General features: G+C 42.0%; 24 protein-coding genes. 12 read left to right on the top strand and 12 right to left on the bottom strand.

The window, feature by feature from the left end:
- Position 1: 1 nt before the first annotated feature.
- From rpoA1 to ACP5L5_RS09385, 3 genes are all read right to left on the bottom strand, one after another.
- Positions 2–2,677 (bottom strand): DNA-directed RNA polymerase subunit A', encoded by a 2,676-nt coding sequence (rpoA1, locus tag ACP5L5_RS09395; protein WP_428763312.1) that lies wholly within the window; start codon positions 2,675–2,677, stop codon positions 2–4.
- 39 nt (positions 2,678–2,716) lie between these two features.
- A complete protein-coding gene (locus ACP5L5_RS09390) occupies positions 2,717–6,106 on the bottom strand; it encodes a DNA-directed RNA polymerase subunit B (protein WP_428763327.1) in 3,390 nt (1,129 codons plus the stop codon).
- 155 nt (positions 6,107–6,261) lie between these two features.
- The gene (locus ACP5L5_RS09385; protein ID WP_428763310.1) at positions 6,262–6,534 is read right to left on the bottom strand and encodes a DNA-directed RNA polymerase subunit H; all 273 of its coding nucleotides are present in this window, start codon (positions 6,532–6,534) and stop codon (positions 6,262–6,264) included.
- 137 nt (positions 6,535–6,671) lie between these two features.
- Between ACP5L5_RS09385 and ACP5L5_RS09380 the strand changes: the two genes are divergently transcribed.
- On the top strand, positions 6,672–8,603 hold the full coding sequence (locus tag ACP5L5_RS09380) for an arginine--tRNA ligase (protein WP_428763308.1): 1,932 nt from the start codon (positions 6,672–6,674) through the stop codon (positions 8,601–8,603).
- A gap of 8 nt (positions 8,604–8,611) precedes the next feature.
- Here ACP5L5_RS09380 and ACP5L5_RS09375 read toward each other — a convergent pair whose 3' ends face one another.
- The 4 genes from ACP5L5_RS09375 to ACP5L5_RS09360 all read right to left on the bottom strand — a co-directional run bounded on the left by ACP5L5_RS09375 (position 8,612) and on the right by ACP5L5_RS09360 (position 12,263).
- Positions 8,612–9,829 carry a redox-regulated ATPase YchF gene (locus tag ACP5L5_RS09375; protein ID WP_428763307.1) on the bottom strand — a complete coding sequence of 406 codons (1,218 nt, stop codon included), beginning with the start codon at positions 9,827–9,829 and terminating at the stop codon, positions 8,612–8,614.
- A 62-nt stretch (positions 9,830–9,891) separates the two neighbouring features.
- Positions 9,892–10,521 carry a mechanosensitive ion channel domain-containing protein gene (locus tag ACP5L5_RS09370; protein WP_428763326.1) on the bottom strand — a complete coding sequence of 210 codons (630 nt, stop codon included), beginning with the start codon at positions 10,519–10,521 and terminating at the stop codon, positions 9,892–9,894.
- Between the two features lie 120 nt (positions 10,522–10,641).
- Positions 10,642–11,259, bottom strand: coding sequence for a thiamine phosphate synthase (gene thiE / locus ACP5L5_RS09365; protein ID WP_428763305.1), 618 nt, complete (start codon positions 11,257–11,259; stop codon positions 10,642–10,644).
- 56 nt (positions 11,260–11,315) lie between these two features.
- Positions 11,316–12,263, bottom strand: coding sequence for an aldo/keto reductase (locus ACP5L5_RS09360; protein WP_273301789.1), 948 nt, complete (start codon positions 12,261–12,263; stop codon positions 11,316–11,318).
- A 120-nt stretch (positions 12,264–12,383) separates the two neighbouring features.
- On the opposite strand from ACP5L5_RS09360, the gene cutA reads away from it, so the two are divergent.
- Both cutA and ACP5L5_RS09350 read left to right on the top strand, forming a co-directional pair.
- Complete coding sequence (gene cutA, locus ACP5L5_RS09355; RefSeq protein ID WP_013605409.1) at positions 12,384–12,713, top strand: divalent-cation tolerance protein CutA; 330 nt, start codon at positions 12,384–12,386, stop codon at positions 12,711–12,713.
- A gap of 49 nt (positions 12,714–12,762) precedes the next feature.
- Positions 12,763–14,007 carry a 2,3-bisphosphoglycerate-independent phosphoglycerate mutase gene (locus tag ACP5L5_RS09350; protein WP_428763303.1) on the top strand — a complete coding sequence of 415 codons (1,245 nt, stop codon included), beginning with the start codon at positions 12,763–12,765 and terminating at the stop codon, positions 14,005–14,007.
- A 23-nt stretch (positions 14,008–14,030) separates the two neighbouring features.
- Here the strand turns inward: ACP5L5_RS09350 and ACP5L5_RS09345 are convergent, their stop codons facing one another.
- Both ACP5L5_RS09345 and ACP5L5_RS09340 read right to left on the bottom strand, forming a co-directional pair.
- Positions 14,031–14,582, bottom strand: a complete 552-nt coding sequence (locus ACP5L5_RS09345; protein WP_013605407.1) for a GNAT family N-acetyltransferase — start codon at positions 14,580–14,582, stop codon at positions 14,031–14,033.
- 50 nt (positions 14,583–14,632) lie between these two features.
- Positions 14,633–15,067, bottom strand: coding sequence for a signal peptidase I (locus tag ACP5L5_RS09340; protein ID WP_013605406.1), 435 nt, complete (start codon positions 15,065–15,067; stop codon positions 14,633–14,635).
- Positions 15,068–15,154: 87 nt separating this feature from the next.
- Between ACP5L5_RS09340 and thsA the strand changes: the two genes are divergently transcribed.
- Both thsA and ACP5L5_RS09330 read left to right on the top strand, forming a co-directional pair.
- Positions 15,155–16,816 carry a thermosome subunit alpha gene (gene thsA / locus ACP5L5_RS09335; protein ID WP_428763301.1) on the top strand — a complete coding sequence of 554 codons (1,662 nt, stop codon included), beginning with the start codon at positions 15,155–15,157 and terminating at the stop codon, positions 16,814–16,816.
- Positions 16,817–16,873: 57 nt separating this feature from the next.
- Entirely contained in the window at positions 16,874–17,227 is a 354-nt protein-coding gene (locus ACP5L5_RS09330) for a DNA-directed RNA polymerase subunit K (RefSeq protein ID WP_013605404.1), read from the top strand.
- A gap of 5 nt (positions 17,228–17,232) precedes the next feature.
- Here ACP5L5_RS09330 and ACP5L5_RS09325 read toward each other — a convergent pair whose 3' ends face one another.
- The gene (locus tag ACP5L5_RS09325) at positions 17,233–17,577 is read right to left on the bottom strand and encodes an arcadin 1 (RefSeq protein WP_428763299.1); all 345 of its coding nucleotides are present in this window, start codon (positions 17,575–17,577) and stop codon (positions 17,233–17,235) included.
- 138 nt (positions 17,578–17,715) lie between these two features.
- On the opposite strand from ACP5L5_RS09325, the gene ACP5L5_RS09320 reads away from it, so the two are divergent.
- Together ACP5L5_RS09320 and ACP5L5_RS09315 are read left to right on the top strand one after the other, a co-directional pair.
- Positions 17,716–18,213, top strand: a complete 498-nt coding sequence (locus ACP5L5_RS09320) for a hypothetical protein (protein WP_428763298.1) — start codon at positions 17,716–17,718, stop codon at positions 18,211–18,213.
- Positions 18,214–18,223: 10 nt separating this feature from the next.
- Positions 18,224–18,778, top strand: coding sequence for a GTP-binding protein (locus tag ACP5L5_RS09315; RefSeq protein WP_428763296.1), 555 nt, complete (start codon positions 18,224–18,226; stop codon positions 18,776–18,778).
- 53 nt (positions 18,779–18,831) lie between these two features.
- Here the strand turns inward: ACP5L5_RS09315 and albA are convergent, their stop codons facing one another.
- Together albA and ACP5L5_RS09305 are read right to left on the bottom strand one after the other, a co-directional pair.
- Complete coding sequence (gene albA, locus ACP5L5_RS09310; RefSeq protein WP_428763295.1) at positions 18,832–19,119, bottom strand: DNA-binding protein Alba; 288 nt, start codon at positions 19,117–19,119, stop codon at positions 18,832–18,834.
- A gap of 54 nt (positions 19,120–19,173) precedes the next feature.
- Entirely contained in the window at positions 19,174–19,533 is a 360-nt protein-coding gene (locus tag ACP5L5_RS09305) for a hypothetical protein (RefSeq protein ID WP_013605399.1), read from the bottom strand.
- Between the two features lie 72 nt (positions 19,534–19,605).
- Between ACP5L5_RS09305 and ACP5L5_RS09300 the strand changes: the two genes are divergently transcribed.
- The 5 genes from ACP5L5_RS09300 (at position 19,606) to ACP5L5_RS09280 (ending at position 24,656) form a co-directional block, all read left to right on the top strand.
- Positions 19,606–19,938, top strand: a complete 333-nt coding sequence (locus ACP5L5_RS09300) for a hypothetical protein (RefSeq protein ID WP_273301798.1) — start codon at positions 19,606–19,608, stop codon at positions 19,936–19,938.
- 6 nt (positions 19,939–19,944) lie between these two features.
- Entirely contained in the window at positions 19,945–21,255 is a 1,311-nt protein-coding gene (locus ACP5L5_RS09295) for a heat-shock protein Hsp70 (RefSeq protein WP_428763293.1), read from the top strand.
- Between the two features lie 72 nt (positions 21,256–21,327).
- The gene (locus tag ACP5L5_RS09290) at positions 21,328–22,014 is read left to right on the top strand and encodes a hypothetical protein (RefSeq protein ID WP_428763291.1); all 687 of its coding nucleotides are present in this window, start codon (positions 21,328–21,330) and stop codon (positions 22,012–22,014) included.
- The gene (locus ACP5L5_RS09285; RefSeq protein ID WP_273301802.1) at positions 22,001–22,183 is read left to right on the top strand and encodes a hypothetical protein; all 183 of its coding nucleotides are present in this window, start codon (positions 22,001–22,003) and stop codon (positions 22,181–22,183) included. Before ACP5L5_RS09290 ends, ACP5L5_RS09285 begins: the two co-directional genes overlap by 14 nt.
- Entirely contained in the window at positions 22,173–24,656 is a 2,484-nt protein-coding gene (locus ACP5L5_RS09280) for an AAA family ATPase (protein ID WP_428763289.1), read from the top strand. Before ACP5L5_RS09285 ends, ACP5L5_RS09280 begins: the two co-directional genes overlap by 11 nt.
- Positions 24,657–24,682 lie beyond the last annotated feature (26 nt).

The raw sequence follows: 24,682 nt of genomic DNA, 5'->3' as shown, positions 1-24,682 counted from the left end.
ATCACCTACTTAAACCAGCCCTTCTAAATATTTCATCAAGGTTAAGCCTACCATGATCACTCTTACTAACATCAATACTATCCTCAGCATACTTAGTCTGTATTATGGAGCCTGAGGCGTTCCTAACGGTGCCATCATATGTAACGTAGATATCCTGCAACGCATTAATGAGCCTCCTTTGCATATAACCACTCTGTGCTGTCCTAACGGCAGTATCTACTAGGCCATCCCTACCACCAGCTGCATGGAAGAAGAACTCAAGTGGTGTTAACCCGGTCTTAAAGTTATTTCTAACGAAGCCCTTGGCTATGGGACCAAGATCGCCAGGTTCAAAGTGAGCAGTCGTCCTGCCAGCGAACCCTCTCTTGAAACGTTCGCCCCTTATTGTTTGTTGCCCAAGCATTGCAACCATTTGGGTTATATTAACAATGCTACCCCTAGCGCCCGTCTTTGCCATTATGTAAGCCTCACCATCCTTATTGATGTACCTCTCGGCAACACGAGCAGCTGCCTCCCTTACACGACTTAACTCTATAGTAATATCATTCTCCAGAGTCTCATCAATTGTTAGACCCGGTTCGGCCTCAAGCCTACCCTCCTTATACTTCTGTATATAATCAAGAACCTTCCTTTCACTTTCCTCATACAATTTCTCAAGCTCCATATAACTCTCTCTCGGCATTTCTAGTGAATCAATACCCATTGAGAACCCTCTTAGATCTAGGAATCTGAGTAATGCCCTTAGTATTGAATCAACCCACCTCCTCGCATAGTCATTACCATACCTCTTAACTACAACGTGCCAGAGCGAATCAACTTGCTCAGCGCCAATTGACTTCTTATCAAGGACTCCAGTGGCCATATAACCATTAACAATGATTATATACTCATCAGTATAGCAATTGTATGGCTCCTTACAACTCTCCTTGATCGCCGTCGGCTGAACCCAATTCAAATCCTTAGGTAGGAGCATTGAGATTACTTGCTTACCTGTCCAAAGCTCCTTCGGATGCATTATCGCTGGTTCATCAATTTCACCATCATAATTAGCCGCAGCTAATAAGTATGTAAGTAATTCCTTATTTATGAGATTATCCTTTCTAGTCAGTAGGTAACCGCCCGTTATATAGTCCTGCCTTGCACCTATTATTGGCCCACCGTACCTAGGCGTTATTATGTGGTTCTGAACAAGCATTAGTGTTCTAGCCTCGGCCCTAGCCTCCTCATTCTGAGGTACGTGCAGATTCATCTCATCTCCATCAAAGTCCGCGTTATATGGCGGACAAACAGCTAAGTGAAGCCTAAAGGTCCTGCCTGGTAATACCCTAACAATGTGACCCATCATTGACATCCTATGGAGACTCGGCTGTCTATTGAATAGCACTATATCGCCATTCATTAAATGTCTCTCAACGACGAATCCAGGGGCTAACTTATTGGCTAATTCACGCCTGTCTCTGAAGTATCTAAGGTCAACCCTTCTACCGTCTGGATAAATCACGTAATTAGCACCCGGCCAAACCTCAGGTCCATTAAGTACCAGTTGCCTGACCAGCTCAAGATTCCATTCAGTCACCATCATGGGCACGGTTAATGTCTTAGCAATATCGATTGGCACACCAACCTCATTAATGCTTAGGTTTGGGTCTGGGCTAATCACGGTTCTTGATGAGAAGTCAACCCTCTTACCAGATAGGCTTCCCCTGAACCTACCCTCCTTACCCTTAAGTCTCTGGGCCAGGGTCTTAAGCGGTCTTCCACTTCTATGCTTAACTGGTGGTAGATTTGGTAATTCGTTATTGAAATAAGTAGCCACATGATATTGCAGTAGGTCCCATAATTGATCAACGACACTACTTGGCGCACCAGATTCAATTGCTGTCCTCAGCTTCTCATTAACCCTAACAATATCAACAAGCTTATGCGTGAGATCATCCTCACTCCTCTGACCAGTCTCTAATTGTATTGACGGCCTAACCTGTGGTGGAGGCACTGGTAATACGGTTAAAATGGCCCATTCAGGCCTTGCAAACTTCGGATCCCAACCCAGCAACACTAGGTCACTATCTGGAATCTTCTCAAGTCTCTCCCTAATCTTCATGGGATCAAGTTTCTCCAAGACACCATTCTCCTTCTCCTCATAGAACGTATACGGCCTCTCAAACCTAACCTTGTATTGCTTAGCGCCGCAGTGTGGACATACGGTCCTCTCCATGGCCTTCTTCCTAATTCTCTCAATAAGTCTATCAGAAAGTAACTTCCACCTGGCCCTCAACCTCTCTAGTCTCTTGCTATACTTCTCAATCTCTTCATCCGTCAATAATATCCTACCACATTCCCTACATGTTGTCCGGAGTAAATCATGAACGTATTTTGCATATTCAACATGAATTACTGGTCTCGCTAATTCAATCCTACCAAAATGACCAGGGCATTTATCGGGCGGATTACCACAAGTTTCACATCTAGCGCCTGGCTCTACTACACCGAGCCTTCTATCCATTAATCCGCCAACCATTGGCCGACCTGCTTCATCATAGGTTTCCGATGTGGTTATCTCCATAACTGATAAAGACCTTATAATATCTGGTGAAAGTATTGAGAACTTAATGGCCTTTATCGTCTTGAGCGGTATTTCCTCTTCCCTTACAGAAACCTTCTCGGTCTGTGTCGCCATTATCCATCACCCACCTGACCAGCCATTAAATAAACCTTATCAAGCCCTTCTCTCCTCAATTAGATCACCTGCTTCAATCCTTGGGTAAATACCGAGACTCATTAACTCATGAAGCAATAACTTAAATGCATAGGGCACAACAATCCTCACAATCCTGCCCTTATCACCATGTATTGGACATACAGGCTTGCCTTTATTAGCATCGTACCAAGCAATCATGCCGCAGTCCTCACAAACATACATAACATACTTGTCACTAGACTCAACAAGTCTCTCCTTAAGTAATGCAGCGGCACCATGTGCTATTAATACATCTCTCTCCATCTCACCAAGCCTAAGGCCACCCTCCCTAGACCTACCCTCAGTTGGCTGCCTAGTCAGTATTTGCACAGGACCCCTAGCCCTGGCATGTATCTTATCAGCAACCATGTGATGAAGCTTCTGATAATAAACAACACCAATGAATATATCGGCCTCAAGCTTCCTACCTGTTAACCCACTGTACATTACCTCCTTACCATCCCACCTAAAGCCAGACCTGGTTAGTAAGTCCCTAAGCTCCTCCTCAGTAACGCCCTCAAAGGGAGTTGCGTCAATAGTTAATCCCCTAAGTGCAGCCACCTTACCTGCCATTGACTCCAGTAATTGACCAACTGTCATTCTACTCGGCAATGCATGCGGATTAACTATTACATCGGGTGTTATTCCATCCTCCGTGAATGGCATGTCCTGCATCGGTATCATCATGCCCATCACACCCTTCTGCCCATGCCTACTGGCGAATTTATCACCAAGCTCTGGAATCCTTAACTCCCTAACCTTAACCTTAACAAGCTTATAACCTTCATTGGTCTCCGTAATCACAACACTATCAACAATACCCTTCTCACCACGCCTAACTGTTATTGATGAATCCCTCCTGGCGCTGGACACAACGGCTTCCGTATAGACACCATAGAACCTGGGTGGTGATGTCTTACCTATCAATACTTCACCGCCCGATACGAACACTTCAGGCGATACTATACCATCCTCATCCAAGTGTGCGTAAGCCTCAGGTCCCTTGTAACCCCTGACCTCAGCTGATGGTATTTCTATCCTATCCTCCTCACCACCTGGATATCTCATTTGTTCTGTCTCGTATGTCCTAAAGAATACGCTTCTGTACATTCCTCGCTCTATCGACGATCTGTTAAGAATCACAGCGTCTTCCATGTTATACCCGGTATACGTTAATAGTGCAACCACAGCGTTTTGCCCAGCGGGTCTTCCCAGGTATCCATTGAGTTCCATTCCCCTAGTTATTACTAACGGTCTCTCAGGATATATGAGCAAATGCCCTCTACTATCCATCCTGAATCTATAATTGGCAGCCGGAAATCCTAGACTTTGCTTTGCCATTGCTGCTTCATATATATTCCTTGGTGATTGATTATGCTCCGCATATGGTATTACTGATGCCACAGCGCCTATCATAACTGATGGAATGATCTCCATATGCGTGTACTTGCTCATGTCCTCCTCAGGATTAATGGCAACAAGGGCATTCTCCTCCTCATCGCCATCCAAGTACTCTATTATTCCATTGCTAATTAAATCACTCCAAGACCACTCACCCTTCCTTATTCTCTCAATATGTTCAGGCTTTAATCTTGGCTTTCCATCTTCAATAATTAGCAATGGTCTCCTAAGTCTACCGCCATCACAATTAACCCTCAACTCATCTAAGTATTCATTTTGTATTCTCGCAATATTGATTTCATGGCTTATCTGGCCTCTTCTTCTCATTTCCCTTACCGTACCTACTAATTTTTCTGGTTCTGTGTGAATACCTATTAACCTACCATTTAGGTAAACCTCTGTACCCTTAACACCCTCCTTCCTGGCCTTTAGTATTGGCACAACGCCTAAGTCATAAAGCATTTTCTCGACCTCGTTCTCATTAACACCAACAGTTATTGTAGAGAGTAATGCTAGGTTCTTTACTAAACCACAGTTTTGACCCTCTGGAGTCTCAATTGCACAAAGCCTACCCCACTGGGTTGGGTGCAGATCCCTTGCTTCAAAATGGGGTTGTGTCCTGCTTAGGTTGGATACGATCCTCCTTAAATGACTTAAGGTTGAAAGAACATTAGTCCTGTCAAGCATCTGCGAGACCCCGGTCCTACCCCCTATCCAGTTACCCGTGGCCAATGCATGCCTTATCCTCTCCGTTATTATATCAGCCCTAACCAACGTGACTAGGCTCGGTATTTTACCCCTTGAATAATGCCTCTCCAATTGTTGCCTAATGTCCTGGAGCACTTGCTTAAACACCGCCCTAAACAATTGAGCTAGTAAATCACCAACTAACCTAACCCTCTTGTTGGCAATGTGATCCTTATCATCCGGCTGCCTACGCCCAAGATACATCTCAATGACCCCCTTAACCATCTGACCAACCAACAAGGCCTTCTTTACCCTAGCCTCCTCGGTAGTACCAAGGTGAGGCAGGAAATATCTATCAAGCACTTGCTTTGCTCTCTCAATCCTAACCTCCCTGGGTTGCCCAATGGCTACCTTACTACCTATGAAGTCAAGGGCATCATCGATAGTACTGGCTATTTGCACTGAGAATTGAAGTGATGGTAATAACTCATTCTGAATGTCAGGGTCATCACTAACGGCTAATACAATATCCTCATCGGTTTCCAAACCTAATGCTCTCATTATTATTGGGAATGGAATTCTCGTGGCTATTGCTGGGAATGTGACGTATATAATGCCATCCCTATGTCTTTCCACAGTCACGGTAGTCTTATAGCCAGCGCCAATCGATATTACCTTGGCCACATTGGTAATGCTGGCCTTATCACCCTTGTCGAAAAACGGCTTATTAGGCGCCAGATCCTCCTGAGAAACAATAACCCTCTCACTACCATTGATAATGAAGTAGCCACCTGGGTCGTCCGGGTCCTCAAGCTTACTGATTAATTCCTGCCGCTTAAGTCCATATAGGTTACAGAACTTTGATTTGATCATTATTGGTAAATCACCTATATACACCTTCTGTCTATCAACCTCCTCATCATTAACATAAAGTACCATTGTTAAGTAAAGTGGCGCCGCGTAGGTTAGGTTCCTGAGTCTAGCCTCCATCGGGTAGAGAATGTGCTCACTGGCGTCAGCCTCCCTAACCCTTGGCTTACCAACCTCAATCCTCTCAAGCTTTATGTAAAGGCCCTTAACCTCTGTCTCAATTAAACTATTTTCATTAACTACCTCTTGCAGTTTCTTCTCAACAAAATCATTAAATGAGTCAATCTGATGCCTAACTAGTCCTCCCTCCCTAATGAATGCATCAACTAATGCCCACCTATCATCAGATGATGGAAAAACTGCATAAGCCCTTTTAGATCTCAGTATTGGTATTGGTACGGAATCCAGCATGTTATCATGCCCAATATTAGGATTATCTATGGACATTATTAATCACCCCATGCTTAAATCAATATTTAAACTCTTTCCGCTATATTTTCCCATAGTTTGAAGAACCATGGTTTCTTAATCTCTCTTGCAAAAGGGCCTTTAAATTGCTTTGTATATTAACCTGGAACTACGAATCTATACGTGACAAATTCACCAGCCGTATCTGACTTCCTAATTATCCTAATGACATTACCAGGCTTAGCACCTATAGCCCTGGCCAGTGGATCGCTTGCCCTAATCCATGGTAACTGAAAAACCTTAGCATTCAATTGCTTGAGTATCTCCTTAACCTCCTCCTTAGGCACGATTTCAGCCTTGGGCATGTACTCATGCTCAAGAATTCTTTTAAAACGCTCCTCTGTCTTCTTCCTCCTGCCTCCAGTACTCACGGTATTACGTAAATCATAAGCCTATATAAGCCTTACATCAATCAACTGACAAGTCGAGAGGCAAGTCTCGCCCCTTCCGGGGATGAGAGGAGGTCAGAACACTAAAATATTTAACTATAGATCTAACATGCACTACAATGAGTAATCCATATAATGAGGTAATTAAGGATGTTCAGAGACTACTTGAATTTTTAGGTACAGAGATTAACACTGACTTGGCTAAGTACGTAAATGAGGTTATGAGGGCACCATCTCAATATGGTTACTTAACAATTCCAATGCATAATGTAGTAAGGGAATATGGTAATCTCGAAGAGATAATAAATAGTAAGATAATTCCTAAGCTTAGGCTAATTAATAAGGCTGTATTGATTAATGGTTATTTAAATATTGATATTAATATAAGGGATTATGCGAATATAGTATTATCAACAATCAATAGTCTCAGTGATAAATATGGCATAAGTGAGAAATGCCCAAGCAGTAGCTACATTATAGAGCATACTAGCGCTAATCCCGCTAAACCCATGCATATTGGTCATGGTAGGAATGCCGTACTTGGTGATTCACTGGCAAGGCTTCTTCGTTTTTGCGGCGCCTCTGTTAGGGTTCATTTCTATGTTAATGATTGTGGAGATCAAATGCCGTATGTTGGCATTGGTTATTACGTGGCTAAAGACCTTGTGCTTAATAGAGTTAATAATGGTTGGAAGCCTGATGATGTCATGGGCATTATCTACTCAGTAACCTACGCAGTAAGCGAGATTAAGAGATTGAGTAAGCAGATTGAGCAATTTAAGAATGAGGGTAAGTATGAGGATGCGAATAAGCTGATTAGTGAAAGGGATGAGTGGATTTCCGTAATTAATAACTTCATGGAGAGGGATAAGGAGCTTACCGAGACCTTACTCAAGGGGTTGGGTAAGTTCGAGGACCTTCCATTAATGGTTAAGCAATGGTCTAGGGCTTATGAGGAGGGTGATGAATTTGTTAGAAAGGTCATTAGGGAAGCCGTGGATATAGTACTCAAGGGATTCAGAATTACACTGGACAGATTAGGCATTAGCTTTGATTCATGGGATTTTGAAAGCGAGGTTGCTGTGGATAATGGCGGTACATCTAGGGTAATCAATGAATTGCTTAGAAAGGTCCCTCAATATGTTGAGAGAGATGATGGCGCCGTGGTATTCAGAGCCGATAAGTATGCCCAGGATCTAGGGCTATGGAATGAACTTAAACTTCCCAAGTACATACCAAAGGCTACATTACTTAGGAGCGATGGAACAAGTCTATACCTAACGAGGGACATAGCATACGCTCTATGGTTCTGGGATAATTTTAAGTTCGATAGGTTAATAAGGGTCATCGGCTCTGAACAGGCCCATCCACAGGCTCAACTTAAGTTGGCGCTACATGCTATGGGATACCACGATTTAGCTAAGAAACTGATCCACTACTCCTATGAAATGGTTAATTTAGCAGGAATGAAGATGAGTGGTAGAAAGGGAGTCTATATTTCACTTGATGAGCTACTTAATGAGGCTAAGGATAGGATAATGGAAATTGTGAAGAACAGGTTCTCACCTGATGAGGCCAATAGGGTAGCTGAGGCCGTAGCTACTGGTGCAATTAGGTACTCATTCCTTTCCGTAAGTCCAAATAAACCATTAACATTCTCATGGGATAAGGTACTAAACCTAAAGCAGAATAGTGGACCATTCGTTCAGTATACCTATGTTAGGACAAATGGGATCCTTGAGAAGGCTGGCGAAATTCCTAAACTTACGCAAATACCCAATAATATCACTGGTGAGGAGAGGGAATTGATACTATTGCTTGGTGAATATCCTGAGGTCATTGCCAGGGCTGCCCAGGAACTGAGGCTTGAGAACATAATTGAGTATGTGAATAAATTATCCTTAGTATTTAATAGCTATTATGAGAAGTACCCCGTGCTAAATGCAGAGACAGGCATTAGGGAGTTTAGGATAAACCTTGTGAATGCCATGAGAACAGTACTTGGTAATGCCATGGACATACTTGGAATACCCAGGTTAAGGAGGATGTAAAGACTACGTTACTTCGATATGTAAACTCTCACGACAGCCCTATGCCAAAGTTTCGAATTAACGCCAAGTCTCTTACCAGTAATTGCATCAACACCCGTGACGGCCTTCTCAGCAATCTCACTATGGATCGCCTTAGCTAAATCCAGTACAGTAGCATCCCTGGGTAGTAATAATACGTCAGGTAGCACATTGCCCTCAGTATCTGTGAACTTTCTCTCATCAGCCACTGGATAAACCGCGATCATGCCGAGTACGTCGAACACGGCGGTATTTAACGCCTTTATAACACCAGTACCACCCCACCTATGCATGAAATCCCTAATCCTCTCTAGGGCATCCCTTTGAGCCTTTGTTAAGTTGCTCACCATAACTTCAAAATCGTCATCACCAGGTATGTACTTAATTAAATTCGCCTTTGCAGCCCTCCTCAGAGCCAGCTCATAATCAGCACTTACTGGAATTACCCTATATTTATTACCTACATCCTTAACAACCCTCTTATAATTATCCTCAGCCTCAGGAATATCCATCTTATTCGCCGCTATGACCATGGGTTTACTCAACTCCCTAAGCATTGTCACGAAGCCCTTAACATCATCATCACTCCACTTACTGAGAGGCTTCGTATCGAGACCCAACTTAGTAAGCGCATCACCTATTTGAGGCTGTGTTATACCTAGTCCACTAAATCTATCGTATAAGACCTCCAACAATGGCTTCTTTGCGTAATCCACAAGCCTAACCAACTTATCCCAATCCTTACTGAGCATCTGGACCATCCACATGGTAACCTCATTACTAAGGAACTCGATATCATCCAGTGGATCGTGAGTACCTGGCTTAACTAACCTACCCTCTTCATCCGTTGCGCCTGCCATGTCAACCACATGAATAAGCACAGGAGCTCTCCTCAAATGGTCAAGGAATTGATTACCTAAGCCCCTACCCTGCCAAGCTCCAGGGACTAGGCCAGCAACGTCTATTAATTCCACTGGTATGAACCTATTACCATCAATGCATATTGAATTCCTGGGATTATCCTTAACACCCAAGTCCCTGCACACGCAGGGTATCCTAACATACCCAATACCCACATTAGGCTCGATGGTAGTGAATGGGTATGGCGCAATCTTAACGTCGATCATCGTTGCCGCAGCAAAGAAAGTGGACTTACCAACATTAGGTTTACCAACAATACCAATCTGAACATGGCTCTGTAAAGGCACGAGGAATAAGGAAATATACCAATTAATAAATTTAATATTGTATTATATTTTAACCCAACGAATCATTTCTGCTGTTGTTGCTGTTGAGGCTGCTGCTTAGGCAGTAGGTATATCTTGTTACCGATTATTGAGTTATTCGGTATCAGGACTTTAGTACCGTCACTCTTAATAACCTCAGTGAATAAAATCGCAACGTCATCAACAATACCATCTTCACCAAGTAAATTTACATGATCATGTATTCTAAACGGCCTAGCCAATAACAGGAATAGGCCAGCCACGGCCTGCCCAAGGACTTGCTGAACAGCAAAGCCTATCACAATACCGAGGAAGCCACCAACAGCCACACCAGCAACTCCTCCACCAATGGCTCCAGCAATCGCCGCAACCAACGCACCAATACCTATTAGCAGGAATACATTCCTCATGGCCCTAGCAGTTGGGTGATCATACCTAAACCTCATAGACCAGTAAATAACATCGGCGAAGGCGGACACGATTAAGTAGCCAAAGGCCAAAGCGAGTAGTACATTCACATAACCTTCATATGGCTTAATATTTACGTGGAACATTGGTAGTAAGGATACTATTATCCAGTGAACTATTGCAGCCACAACAACGTATACGATTATGTATATCACGAGCTTAACTATGGCATTAGCATAGTATCTAGCGATCTCCTTCCTACTCATTTCAGGTGTAGTAGTTGCCACGTTTTATTTGCTAAATATCAAGTATTAATAAACATTACCTCCATGCATTATGAATATAGTCCTCTGTATACAATGCATAAATTACAATAATAGAAAGAACTAGGCATTCTCCCAGGCCTCAACAAATGCTCTAGCCATTTTAACCGGGTCCTTAGCAGCAAGTATTCCCGAAATAACTGCTGCTCCCCAGGCACCCGTTGCCTTAATAGCAGGTATACTCTCGAGTGTTATACCGCCTATTGCATATACGGGAATACTGACTGATTGCACGATATTCCTTAAGCCAACAAGCCCAGTAACCCTGTAATCCGGCCTAGTTGGGCTTGGAAATACCGAACCTGCGCCTATGTAGTTAGCACCAGCATTCTCGCCCTGTATGGCCTCATCAACAGTACTGGCACTAGCACCGATTACTAGGCCACTAAACCTTCTCCTAATCTCATCCACAGGCGCATCATCAAGCCCCACATGAACTCCATCAGCATCACTGAGTATTGCTATGTCAATCCTATCATCAACTATGAACACTGCGCCGTACTCATTACAAAGTCTCCTAATAGCCCTAGCCTCCTCAAGCAGTATCCTAATACTCCCCTCCTTACGCCTATATTGAATAATTCTGACTCCGCCTTCGAGGAATGCCCTAGCAGCATCTACATGACTCTTTACAGTATAACTAGTATCCGTTATACCATAAATTCCACGAGGAAGTTGCATACGTGATATTACCCATGTAGGCCTTAATAAAGCTAGTAACTGTAATGCGTAGATAATTACCAGGTGACATACGTTATTGTTAAGGAACTACTTGCCTCATTGAGCCTCCTGAAGTCCTCCTCACTCAACCTCCAATCAACAGCACCAGCATTCTCAACAACCTGTGCGGCATTCTTAGCCCCTGGTATTGGCACTACGTTACCATGCATTACAAGCCAATTAAGCGCTATTTGGGCGGGTGTTTTACCGTACTTTATCGATAACTCCCTAACCACTGGTATTAATTTCGTGCTTATTTCCCTAAGATTATCCAGGTAAAACACAGGTTCATTCTCCCTCAGGTCACCTCTAGGCCTATTCTCCGGGCTGTACTTACCCGTGACTGCACCCTTTGCCAGTGGACTCCATGCAATGAATGTAATACCTTCACGTTGTAGGTAGGGCAGAAGTTCCTTCTCGGCATCTCTCTCGATTAGGTTATACCTGTTCTGGGAGCTAACTATATCGTTCTTTTTAAGACATGAGCGGGCAGCCTCAAGTAACTGAAGCGGATAGTTACTAACGCCAATATACCTAATTACACCATCCTCGACCAACCTCTCCATCGCCTTCATAGTCTCGCAAATCGGGACATTATGCCAGCAGGCAGGCCAATGGAGCTGAAGGAGGTCAATAACGTCAACACTAAGTCTCTCCCTACTTCGTCTTGCTGCCTTGAGCACATCGTCATACCTATGCCAATCACCCGGTATCTTGGTGGCAATAACAACGTGATCCCTAATCCCCAATTCCCTAATTGCCCTGCCCACGAATTCCTCACTACGTCCACGCCCATAGACGGCCGCAGTATCTATGAAGTTTATACCAAGCTCAACTGCCTTGGCAATTACCTCCTTGGCAATGCCGTATTCGTAGGGCCCCCATGCATCGCCACCAAATTGCCACGCACCGAGACCTATCCTCGATATTTTTATTCCAGATTTTCCAAGGTTTATGTACTCCATCAAGGATTACGTTAATTACTTCACATTTAAGTATTATTATGAAGCTCATTAATTATTAATCTAGTCCATAGCAGGGATAATGCTTTAGTAAAACTGCCCTTATAAATCACAGGAGAGGTCATGGATGAGGATAGTTATATTGTCGTCCTTGTTACGGTGCCTAACAGGGATGTTGGCGTTGAAATTGCTAGGTCGCTCATCAATAATAAGTTAGCTGCATGCGTAAATGTCATTGATGGACTAAGGAGTATTTATTATTGGGAGGGGAGGGTTGAGGAGAACAATGAGACATTGCTCATTATTAAGTCGAGGAGAGATAGGCTTAATGACTTAGTGAGATACATTAGGGAGAGGCATCCGTATAAGGTTCCCGAGATTATTGCATTGCCAATAATTGGTGGTCTTGATGATTACCTGAGGTGGATTGGTGAGACGTTAAATCGAGACTGAATTTTCACTTAAGGTAAATGCTTTTAATGCTCTTAATGCAGTATTACGTATGCCAAGGGCATTACTGGTAATTTTGGATGGTTGTGCTGATCGCCCGGTTAAGGAACTTGGTGGAAAGACCCCATTGGAATTTGCTGTTAAACCTACGATTGATAGATTAACCGCTGAGGGTTCCTGCGGTCTCATGGACGTTATATCGCCAGGGATTAGACCCGGCAGTGATACGGCTCATCTGGCTATTTTTGGCTATGATCCGTATAAGTACTATCCCGGCAGGGGTCCATTTGAAGCATTAGGCGCTGGGTTAATGCTTAGTCCAAGTGATGTTGCGTTTAGGGCGAACGTGGCTACGGTTAATAACGACTTAATCGTTGTTGATAGGAGGGGTGGTAGGTATATAGATCCCAGTGAGGTTAAGGAGATAGAGAACGTAATTAATAATGAAGTATTACCAGCGTTAAAGAGTAAATATGGCATTAACGCGGTCTATAAACAAACCGTGGAGCATAGGGGTGTTCTAGTTCTAAAAGGTGGCGTTTCACCGCATGTTAGTGACACTGATCCGCACGTTATTGGCGCCAAGGTCTCTGAGGCTAAGGCATTAAGTAGTGATGCTAAGATCACTGCTGACTATATCAATGAATTCACCAGGCTTGTTTATGAAAAGTTAAGTAGTGCTGAGTTTAATGAGAAGAGGAGGAGGGATGGTAAGGGCCCAATAAACATGGTCCTCCTCAGGGGTGCGGGTTCCCTGAAGAACTTTGAGCCATTAAGCTCGAGGTATAGGATTAAGCCTGCCATTATTGCTGGTGTTGCGTTGATTAGGGGTATTGGTGTAGCACTGGGTATGGAACCGATACATGTCGATAATTACATAGGCTCTAAGGATGATGATTTCACAGCCGCATTCCAAGCTGCTGCAAGAGCCTTAAAGGATCATGACTTTGTATTTCTACATGTTAAGCCAACCGACTCCATGTCACATGATGGTGATGCTGAGGGTAAAGCCATGATTATAGAGAGGGTTGATACTGGATTAAGGAGGTTTCTCGAGGAGGCACCCAGCGATACTTACATATTCATAACCTGTGACCATGCAACACCAATAGTGGTTAAGGAACATACGGGTGATCCTGTCCCATTTATGGCGTGGGGCCCGGATGTTATGAGAGACGATGTGACCAGATTTAGTGAGAGAGACTGTATCAAAGGCTTTTGGACCAGGATTAGGGGTATCGACGTTATGAATATTATAGCGAATTATCTAGGCACTCTCGAGAAGTTCGGAGAATAGGCCTAATTTTTACCCTCATTACCCTATATATTATCAAGCGGTCTTGCCATTATGTACGCATCCTCACCATCGTGATAATAACCCTTTATTAGGTCGACTATTTTATAGTTCAATTTCTTATAAAGGTTAATGGCTGGCGTATTGGAGACCCTAACTTCAAGATAGACCTCCTCAGCGCCGTAGAAATGCTTCATAGCTCTCATGCCCCTAATCATCATGTTATATGCAATACCCACCCTTCTGGCTTCGGGTAATACGCCAATAGATATTACATGACCCTTCCTTGTTGGCTTGCCCCTCCATATATAGCTCCAGCCAAACTCAACCCTATTCATCATATAACCCACTACCTCGCCATCAAGCTCAGCAACGATGAAAGCCTTGGGAAAGCTCCTGTAATGCTCAACAAAGAAGAATTCAGGGTAATTCTCAGGTAGTACCCTCCTATTTATCGTAACTACCGTATTTAAGTCAGTTATTTCAAATTCCCTAAGCACAAATACCCTACCATCCCTACCCCTTATCTGCTCACGACCACTCAACTTAGTGGTAATATCTTGAACGCCCTCGCCCATTAAAAAACCCGATTCATGAGACTTAATACATTTTTCCTCATAAGGCAAAATCATTTATCAAGTAGGTACGCTGGGATTATTACTAGGATTATGATGCCCAGCATGTATAAAGCCGCGGTAAATGTTCTATATGAAAGGCTTAACAGGCCTAATTGGGGTATTACGAATACGACAACACCAACAATATTATTATAGGGCACTGAATAAGGATCAGGCCCTAAATTCGCATCACCCTTAAAGGTATACGTACATCCCTGGGCATTGTTGATGGCTATCACCCTATGTACAATATAGTCATTAAATACTGGCGAATAATATATGGCAACATGACCTAGAAGGAGATTACATGATAGACTCGGTGGTGTTATTATGACTAGGTCACCAACTTCAAGTGTTGGTTCCATCGAGTATGAACTAACGACTGCCCACGGTATTACAAATAATGATGCAATCATTAATAGGGTTAATACATACTCAATGCCCATTGAGCCCAATGGTATTGTTGTAATACTTATTTTTTACTCGCCTTAATTGAAGAAAGGTTTTTATAGAAGTGCTTTACGGACTCGCCGATGAGTAGCGGTACACAGCAAAAGGGAGGAGTACCAGTGATGGTTCTTAAGGAGGGTTCACAAAGAACAACAGGCGCAGACGCCAGGAGGAGCAACATAATGGCTGCTAAGGTAATTTCCGAAATACTATCAACAAGCCTAGGACCTAGGGGAATGGATAAAATGCTCATTGACGCCTTTGGCGACGTAACAATAACTGGTGATGGAGCTGCCATTTTAAAGGAGATGGAGGTTCAACACCCAGCTGCGAAGTTATTAATAGAGGTTGCTAAGGCTCAGGATGCAGAGGTTGGTGATGGAACAACAACTGCCGTAGTACTAGCCGGTAGATTACTAGAGCTCGCGGAAGAATTACTTGATGAGAATATTCACCCAACAATAATCATTGATGGTTATAAAAAGGCCATGGACTACGCAATACAGATTGCCAACGAAATCGCCCAGCCAATAAATGTTGAAGACAAGAATCAATTGGCCCTAGTCGCAATGAATTCACTGAGTAGCAAGATTGTTTCTGAGGCTAAGGACTACCTTGCGAAGATTGCCGTTGAGGCATCAGCCATAGCTGTTGAGAAGGTTAGTGATAAGTACAACCTTGATCTGGACTGGATTAAGCTTGAGAAGAAAAAAGGTCAGTCACTCTTTGAGACCCAGTTAATACAGGGTATTGTGCTTGATAAGGAGGTTGTTCATCCAGGAATGCCAAAGAGGGTTGTTAATGCCAAGATCGCTGTTCTAGATGCACCACTTGAGATCGAGAAGCCTGAGTGGACCACGAAGATCTCCGTCTCATCACCACAACAGATAAAGGGATTCCTCGAGGAGGAATCCAACATTCTGAAGTCTTATGTTGATAAGCTTGCCGAGATTGGTGCTAATGTCGTCATTACGCAAAAGGGTATTGACGAAATAGCTCAACACTATTTAGCAAAGAGAGGTATTATGGCCATTAGGAGAGTTAAGAGGAGTGACATTGAGAAGCTCGCCAAGGCCACCGGGGCTAAGATAGTCACAAGCATTAAGGACATAAGACCTGAGGACTTGGGTACGGCTGGACTTGTTGAGGAGAGGAAGGTTGGTGAGGAGAAGATGGTGTTTGTTGAGCAGTGTCCAAATCCAAGAGCAGTAACAATACTTCTGAGGGGTGCTGCTGATAGGATTCTTGATGAGGCCGAGAGATCAATGCAGGATGCATTACATGTAATTAGGGATCTTTACAGGGAGCCTAAGATTGTACCTGGTGGTGGAGCCTTTGAGATGGAGATCGCCAAGAGACTTAGGGAGTGGGGTAGGAAGTTACCTGGTAAGGAGCAGTTGGCTGTGCTTAAGTTTGCTGAGGCCCTTGAGCATATACCAACAATACTAGCGTTAACAGCCGGTTTAGACCCTGTCGATGCTATTGCTGAGTTAAGGAGGAGGCATGATGCTGGTGAATTTGATGCAGGTGTTGATGTATTAAGTGGTAAGATCGAGAATATGGCCAAGATCAATGTTGTTGATCCATTACTAGTTAAGTCTCATGTAATAAGGAGCGCGGCTGAGGCTGCAATAATGATACTCAGGATAGATGATATAGTTGCCGCAGCTCAAACAAGGACGGGCGGTCCCAGCAAATCAAAGACTGAGGGCGGTGAGGAAGGCGAGTCGAAATCATCTGATTAGTAAAAATAATTATTCATAAAGTTAGATTTTTAAACGATTTTATTTCCGTATTCTCCAATGTCGTCATCAAATCAGACATCAGATTCAATCCTTAAGGAGGATGCATTGATCAGTGTTTTAAATATAATTAATGACTTAGCCAAGGGTAAGTTAACATACCCACCTAGAATAACTAAGTATGAACTTGCTAGGATAGTGGCGGCTAGGGCAAAGCAATTGGCAATGGGCGCTCAACCGCTCATTAATCCACAGGAAATAGGCACATACGACCCAGTAGACATTGCTCTTGAGGAAATCCGTAGAGGCTTAATCCCATTTATTGTTGTTAGAACATTGCCAAATGGTAGACATATAAGAATTAAACTAAAGGATTTGTTAGATTTAAGTAGAAAGTTTGATGTAAAATTATAAGAGAATTATATCTTAACTAACTCTAGTTTTCCGTTATCTATCCTAATTTCCACGGCATCACCAACATCCAACTTAGGACCTAGTGCTTCTGCCTCGTCCTCATTAAGCCAAATAAGAAGTCTAGGTATTGGGACCTTACCACTCATTAACGGACCAACCATGGGCATAGACCTAAGTAGTTGCTGGACGAGGGGCATCACGTCCCTCATCATTTGAGAACTCTCATCAGCACCAGTAATTACCGGACCTGGCGTTTCCCTCTCTTCAACTATTTGTATTGCTATCATTCTTCCGCCTGTTGGGTCATTAACCAACGTCTTACTAACAACATAACCCCTTATTGTTATCATCCGTAGTACTTCGCATCATACATTTAAAAAACTTATTATGCTTCGTAATTGATTGTATTAAATGAATTGAGGATGATGTGCTTTCGTTCATGCAAGAAAAATCGAAAGATTTAAAAATTATAATAAATAGAAAGAACTGTGAATAGCGATATTCAAAGAATCATAAATGAGATTCGTTCATCAGCTGAGGAGATCATTTCGGAAAGTCCTGATCAGATAAGGGCTGTTTATATAATGGATAAGGAGGGCACGGTAATAGCCTATGCCACCAATACAATATTTATTGGTGCAAGTAATACGTTTTTTGCAGCGCCAAGATTCATATCATCATTAAGAGGATTAGTGTCAACATTACCCATTAGTAGTATTAACTATGTATTAATGCAAGGTGCCGATGGCATTATTCAATTAATGGATATTAAGGAGATGGGTTATGTAATGGTAATTAGTGGCACCGATGCATCAATAGGACTAACCAGGATAATCCTTGAGAAGTATACTGATAAGCTATACGACCTACTAAGCAAGTTACTTAACATTAGTGAGAAGGAAATAATTGAAGTTATTAACGTTGAGATAACTCCCAAGGACATTGAAGACGTTATAAACTTCATAAGAAGTAAGGTGGCATTATAGGGTGATTGAAATGCCGATAAAGACCGTGAAGATCGTAATAGCCGGACCCTACGGCGCTGGTAAGACGACCTTCGTTAAAACACTAAGTGAGGTATTACCTATTGAAACTGATGTGCCTATAATGAAGAGCTCCATTGATGGTAAAAAGAGTACCACTGTTGCCTTTGATTATGGTAGGATGAAGGTTAGGGAGGACCTTGTTGTGCATTTATTCGGTGTTCCTGGACAGGAAAGATTCAGCTTTATGTGGAAGATAATTGCCAGGGGTATGCATGGCTATTTATTTATAGTTGATAGTTCGAACGAGGAGAAGGTTAAGGAGTCGCTGGGTATGTATAGTTTCTTCAGGGAGAACTTTCCATCAACACCTCACGTGATTGCCGCAAATAAGCAAGATGCGCCAACAGCAGTTGATATATTTACTGTTAAGAGTATATTGAAGGTTCCCTATGAAGTTAAGGTAATGCCATTAATAGCCACTAATAGAAGGAGCGCCTTATTTGTTCTCGTTACACTTCTCGAGGAAATTAGAAGTTATCTCCTGGAGATATCTAAGTATAGATAAATTAATTGATTTTGTATTATTATATTTTGAAGTCAGTTATTAATTGTATCTTATTATGCCCTCTCTAGAACTATCTCAATGGCAGCCACTGACCTCTCCTTGCCTCCCTGGCCAGTTACCCTATCAGTTAGTAGCTTTATGTCGCTTATCCTTACTTGGTTTGGTAGGAACTTGTCCCTTATCATTACTGCCGTTGAGACTGCCCTGGCTATTGCACCGCCTCTAGCCTTTAGTATTACCTTCTTGGCTCCTGCGTTGAAGCTCATTACTGTGGCTATTACGTAGCTTGTAGTTGGTTTTTTACCAACCAGTATTGTAGTTTCTTGTTGTTGCGTGCTCATACTTCTTCCGCCGTATTCGGTACCTCCCTAACCCTTTAAAAACTTAATCCTAGATCACTTAATCAAAAGCCTTATGGAGTATCCACCATTTAATTTATTAAGTAATTCAGCACCATTAATCACATAACCAAGCACATTAACCTGCTCCCCTAAATCAATATTATTCAGTGCAATTACTAGACTTCTTTTCTTAACCCAATAACCAACTTCGTAAGGCTTTAAACTCGTTCTCTTACCCTCACTAACTAGACCAAGGTCCAGTGGAATTATTATGACCTGGCTATACTTTATGGCATTTGCCCTTGCTGGTAATGATTTCCCTAACCTTGCATATGTTAATGGCGAAATGGCTGGTTCTAGTTTTATGATTATGTTTCCAAGATCCCTAACCTCAAGAATTAATTCATTCTCCATAGAACTATACACCTTATAATCTCGTCACAAGAGGCGCAATCTCCTTATAAACCTTATTGCTAATAAACTTATGTGAGTTGCCAAAAGTGTGAGGTTGGCGAAGTAAAGGATGAAGATGATATTGTAAGGGAGAGCCGTAAATTTATATCATGCATATTAAACGGGCTTAATCTTAAGCCCTTAGTAATAGACAATGGAATCAAGTATCAGGCAATGTATTACGTAGAGACAACAGGTGAGCATATCAAGGATGTTTTAAACCAAGTATTAAACTGCATAAATGAATCAGCTAGTTCATTACCTGACAAAATAAGGGATTACTTAAAGCCTAGGGTTAAGTCGTTTGATGATACGTACGTAATAATGTTTAATAATGAGTTCATTACGATTAAGGCGATCTGGTGATTCGGCATGATTGACGAGAGCAAGTATAAGCTTAACTACGTGTATGCTGAGGACTTTGGCACTGGGTACTTCAAGTACGGTCCAATAACCCTCAGGGACAAGCCATACATGATCCAAAGTCGTGGGTTATTCCTTAGGGATTTACCCGAGAGCATTAAATTGCTGGTTCCTAAGGAGGTTCTTGAGAGAGGTGTTGTTGTTGGTGATGATATACCCAAGTACCTAAGTTCGATTAGGGATGCCATTAGGAACTTGCGCTACCCGCTTAAGGATGGCATCATTAGGAAGGAGGATGAGGACTCCTGGAAGATAATTAAGGAACTCGCTAGATATGGATTCTCACAATTTTACTCAGACTTCGTTAGAAGAGCTGACTTCAAGGGATTCTTCTTAGTTGTTGCCTTATCAGCACTAGCCCCTGACTATATGAGAGATAGAATGATAGAGATCCATAGGGAAATTGATGAGGAATTCGGCGGCAAGCTACTTCAAGCTGTTACGATAATAGACCAACCATTTGCCGTCGCGATTGCCGAGAAGGCCGTGACATGCACAGTAATTGAGGCTGGTCACGGCAATATACAACTTGTACCTATTAGTTACGGTCCCATTAGGGAGGGCATCGTCGCACTCAATAGAGGTGGCGCTGAGGCAAATGCAGTCACTAGGGAGGTGCTTAAGGACTCAGGCTATGGTGATTTGGCAAAGGATGAGTATGTAGTTGAGATGGTGAAGAGAGCCGTGGGCTTAATACCTAAGAACCTTGATGATGCTGTTAAGAAGGCTAGGGATGACCCTGATAGATTTGCTATTAAGGTTAGGATAAATCCGTTAATTGAGATCGAGTTGAGGGATACTGCATGGATGAGATTTCTAATAGGTGAAGTTGTCTTTAATCCAAGACATGATATCTTTACGAGTTATATGCAGCAGGGTAGGCTTGTTATTGAGGATACCACGGTAGGAGATATGGTGTTTTATGGCGAGATGGATATTGCTGAAGCATTAATAACGAGTATCAGGAAGGTTCCTGTGGAGATACAGGATAAGATAATGAGTACGATAATACTCAGCGGTGGTGCGTTTAATTGGTCAGTACCACCTGGTTTGGAGGATATCGCTGTTAATAGTGTGGATAAGACCAGGTTAATGGTTTCTGAGAAATTACCTGATCTAGCTAATAAGCTGAGCATTAGCATTGTTAAGGATCCACAGTTTAGTGTTTGGAAGGGGGCAATAATTTATGGCTATGCATTGCCTAATAATGTGAAGTGGAATGAGAGGACTAAGGAGGGTTGGTATTACCTTCATCAATAAGCACGTTTAAATGAGTTTATTGATTCAATTAGGTTAAAAAGTAAGTTGTTAAGTAATAATTATGTAGGTATAATGAGCATTGAACTTGCGAAGAAGCTACTTGAGGAATGGTTATTACAGAGAGGATTTAAGATACTGAACAAATTAAGTGATAGGGAATTAATCCTTACGGAGGGTAATAACACGGTTTACCTTAGGATCTCAATTGAGGAATTTCCCACGGACTCCTACATAGTTGATGAACTCAGTAATGTTATGAGGAATAGATTTAATTACAATAAGGCATACATAGCCTTCCCACAGAGCGCCAGGGATTTAATCAATGGTAAGTTATTTAGGAGCAATAGGGTTGGTGTTTACATATATGACCTATCATCAACTGATACTGAAAAGGCCGTGGAGGAGTTAATACCAAGTATACCGATACAATTACAACAGGAAGTTAATGAGGACATTAAAGGTAGAATAGATGAATTAGAGAGAGTTATTAATGATGTGAAAAACGCATTGTCAAGCATCAATATTCAACCATTAACTAAGGATATCAATGAACTTAGGGATAGAGTAATGAGAATTGAACATACATTGAATGAATTAATCGAGAGAGTTAGTAGGCTTGAGAATTTGGGATTACAAAGCATGAGAAATTCAATAATTAGTACACAGGGGAGTTCATCGGTTAGTAATGAATTACCTGACTTCCTCAGTAATAATCCCTGGGTTGATGTATTAAGGAAGAGAGGTGGTGGAAGTGGGTGAACTTGATGAATTAATCATTAAGTTCCTTAGGGATAGGCTTGGTCAAGATGCTGAATTGGCTATTAAGCTTTACATGGCTTATAAGGAGGGTGGTAGGAGGGGTGTCATTAAGGCAATTAATGAGGAGTTGAGTAAGGTTGGTGTCGAGGTGAATGAGAATGAGGATTAGAATCAATGAATTAATTATTAGGGATTTTAGGGGATTCATGGGTGAGAATAGGATTTCCTTTAATGACGGTATTAATATTATTCATGGTCCCGTGGGTTCTGGAAAAACAAGTATTGTTCAATCCATTGAGTACGTACTCTATGGTACACAGTTGGAAGTTAAGGAGAGAGTTTCAAAACTGGCTGATTTGATTAATGAGGAAGCCAATTCATTACTTGTTAAGTTAGTACTTAATAATGGTATTGAGGTGATAAGGGAACTTAAGAAATCGGGCGAAAATGTGAGAGAAAGTTCCAGTGCAATCATTAATGGAACTAGGTATAAGGATGATGAAGTTACTTCTAAAATTATCGAGACTCTTGGTGTGGATGATGATGATTTCGAGAGATTCGTATTGGTTACCCACAGGACACTTGAGGCATTGGTTTACGGTAGCGTTACAAAGAGGAGCTTATTCATTGATAAATTATTTGGCCTTGAGATACTGGACAATTTAAATAGGTCGTTACCAATGTCGCAAATTGAGGACTTAATTAATAAACTTAGGCAGAGACTGGTTAGTGTTAAGGAACTTCCAGAAATAATTGTTAAGTATGGTTCTATTGAGAGAGCACAAGGAAAAGTTAGTGAGCTTAGGAATGAGATTGAGAAACTAAGGAAGGAGGAGAAGGAACTTAGTGATGCTTACAACGATCTATTGAGAAAGAGGGAAGAGTTACTAAAGGGTTTTAGGGGTATTGAGGACACCTACAGTAATTATATTGCCACTAGAATCAGGAGAGAGAACCTTGAGCAGGAGCTTGAGAAAGCCGGTGTTAAGGAGGTTAATGAGATAAGCATTAAATTAAGACTTGAGAGACTTAGGGATTTATTAATTGAGAAACTTGAGGAATTTGCACTTATTAAGGAGGCTGACGTTGTTAGTAAGCTCGTAATAACTAATGATAATTTATCCGAAGCAATTGAGAAGGTATACAATGCCTTTGAGGGGCTCGCGAAGCTTAAGGATAAACTTATCGAGGACAAGGAATACCTTAACAATATTCGTAACGATCTAGAGCTTCAGTCCGAATCCCTGAAGGCATCCCTAAGAGAATTAGAGAGCAGAATCTCGCAGGAGGAATCTAGGGTTAGGGAATACAAAGCGCTAGTTAACAAATATGGAGAGCCAATTAAGATTAGGAGGGATATTGAGGAGCTAAGGAGAAGGCTTGAGAAGCTTAGTGCTGAGGAAGGCTTTAGGTCGTCATTGTTAAATGTCCTTCAATACGTATTAAGTAATCACGAGGAGAGGTGCCCAGTCTGTAATAAACCGTTAAGTGAGGAAGATTATGAGGCCATTAAGAAGAGGATTGAGGAATTGTCCAGAAGTCGTAATGATGAGATTGAGGATATGAAAAATAAACTGAACGAACTAGAGAGAGTACTAACTAATATAGAGACTTTATTACCTATTGTTAATGATTATGAGGCTACTATTGAACGCGCACGCGATATTAGATCAAGACTCGAGACTGTTCTTTCGAAACTAGAGACCATTGAGAAGTCCATTAGGGATATCGATAGGAGAATTCAGACGCTTACTAGGTTTGTTGATGAGTTTAGAGCTGAGGTGGATGAAGTCGATAAGGAAATTTCATACTTAAAGAGATATAGGGAGCTTAACTCCCTGAGACGACAGGAGGAGGAGCTTAGACAACAGCTTAGTAATCTTGGTGTTGATACGAGGGCAATAACGAGTATTGAGGATCAAATTAGGTATATTGATGATAGACTAGCCCAGGTTAGGGCTAAGTTAAGTGATGACTCGGCGGAATTAAGCAGACTGGAACTGGCTTTATCAAGTATAGGATTTGATAAGGAGGACCCATCAACACTAAGGAAAAGGCTTGACTTTCTAGAGGACTTCTACAATAGGTTAACAAGAATTAGGGCAGGTATTAGGGATGTTCAAGCAAGGGTTAGGGATGAGATGATTAAGATTGTTAGAGATAATGTTGGCTCAATATTTGAAATGCTATATCCGTATGGTGATCTTGAGGGCGCGGGTATTGAGGTTACCGTGAAGGATAAGGGCATTATTGGCGTTGTTAGTGAGTATACACTTTATGCCTTCAGGCCTGGCGGTAGGAAGGTTACAATATCAAGGTTAAGTGATGGGCAGAGGTTAACAATAGCACTTTCATTTCTACTAAGTGTCTATAGGGCCACTAACCATAATATTGATTTTCTACTAATGGATGAACCAATACCGTATGTTGATGAAAATATTAGGAGGGCCTTCGCATCATTATTAACGAGATTCATTAGTGAGGGCTTGATCAGCCAAGTAATAATTACGACACAGTCAGAGGACTTGGTTAATGACATTGTGAATGCAGCTAGGGAAGCCAATGTTAGGTATAGCATGATTAAGTTAATTAAGGAAGATAATAAGAGAAGGATTGTTCAGATTACTGATTATGATATGTAAGTAAACAGTTTTATTAAGGGCCTAGA

It is taken from the genome of Vulcanisaeta sp. (genome assembly GCF_049966235.1).
Lineage (GTDB): Archaea > Thermoproteota > Thermoprotei > Thermoproteales > Thermocladiaceae > Vulcanisaeta > Vulcanisaeta moutnovskia.
The sequence above is the reverse complement of the archived record's forward strand: the minus strand, read 5'-3'. Positions and strand labels throughout refer to the sequence as shown.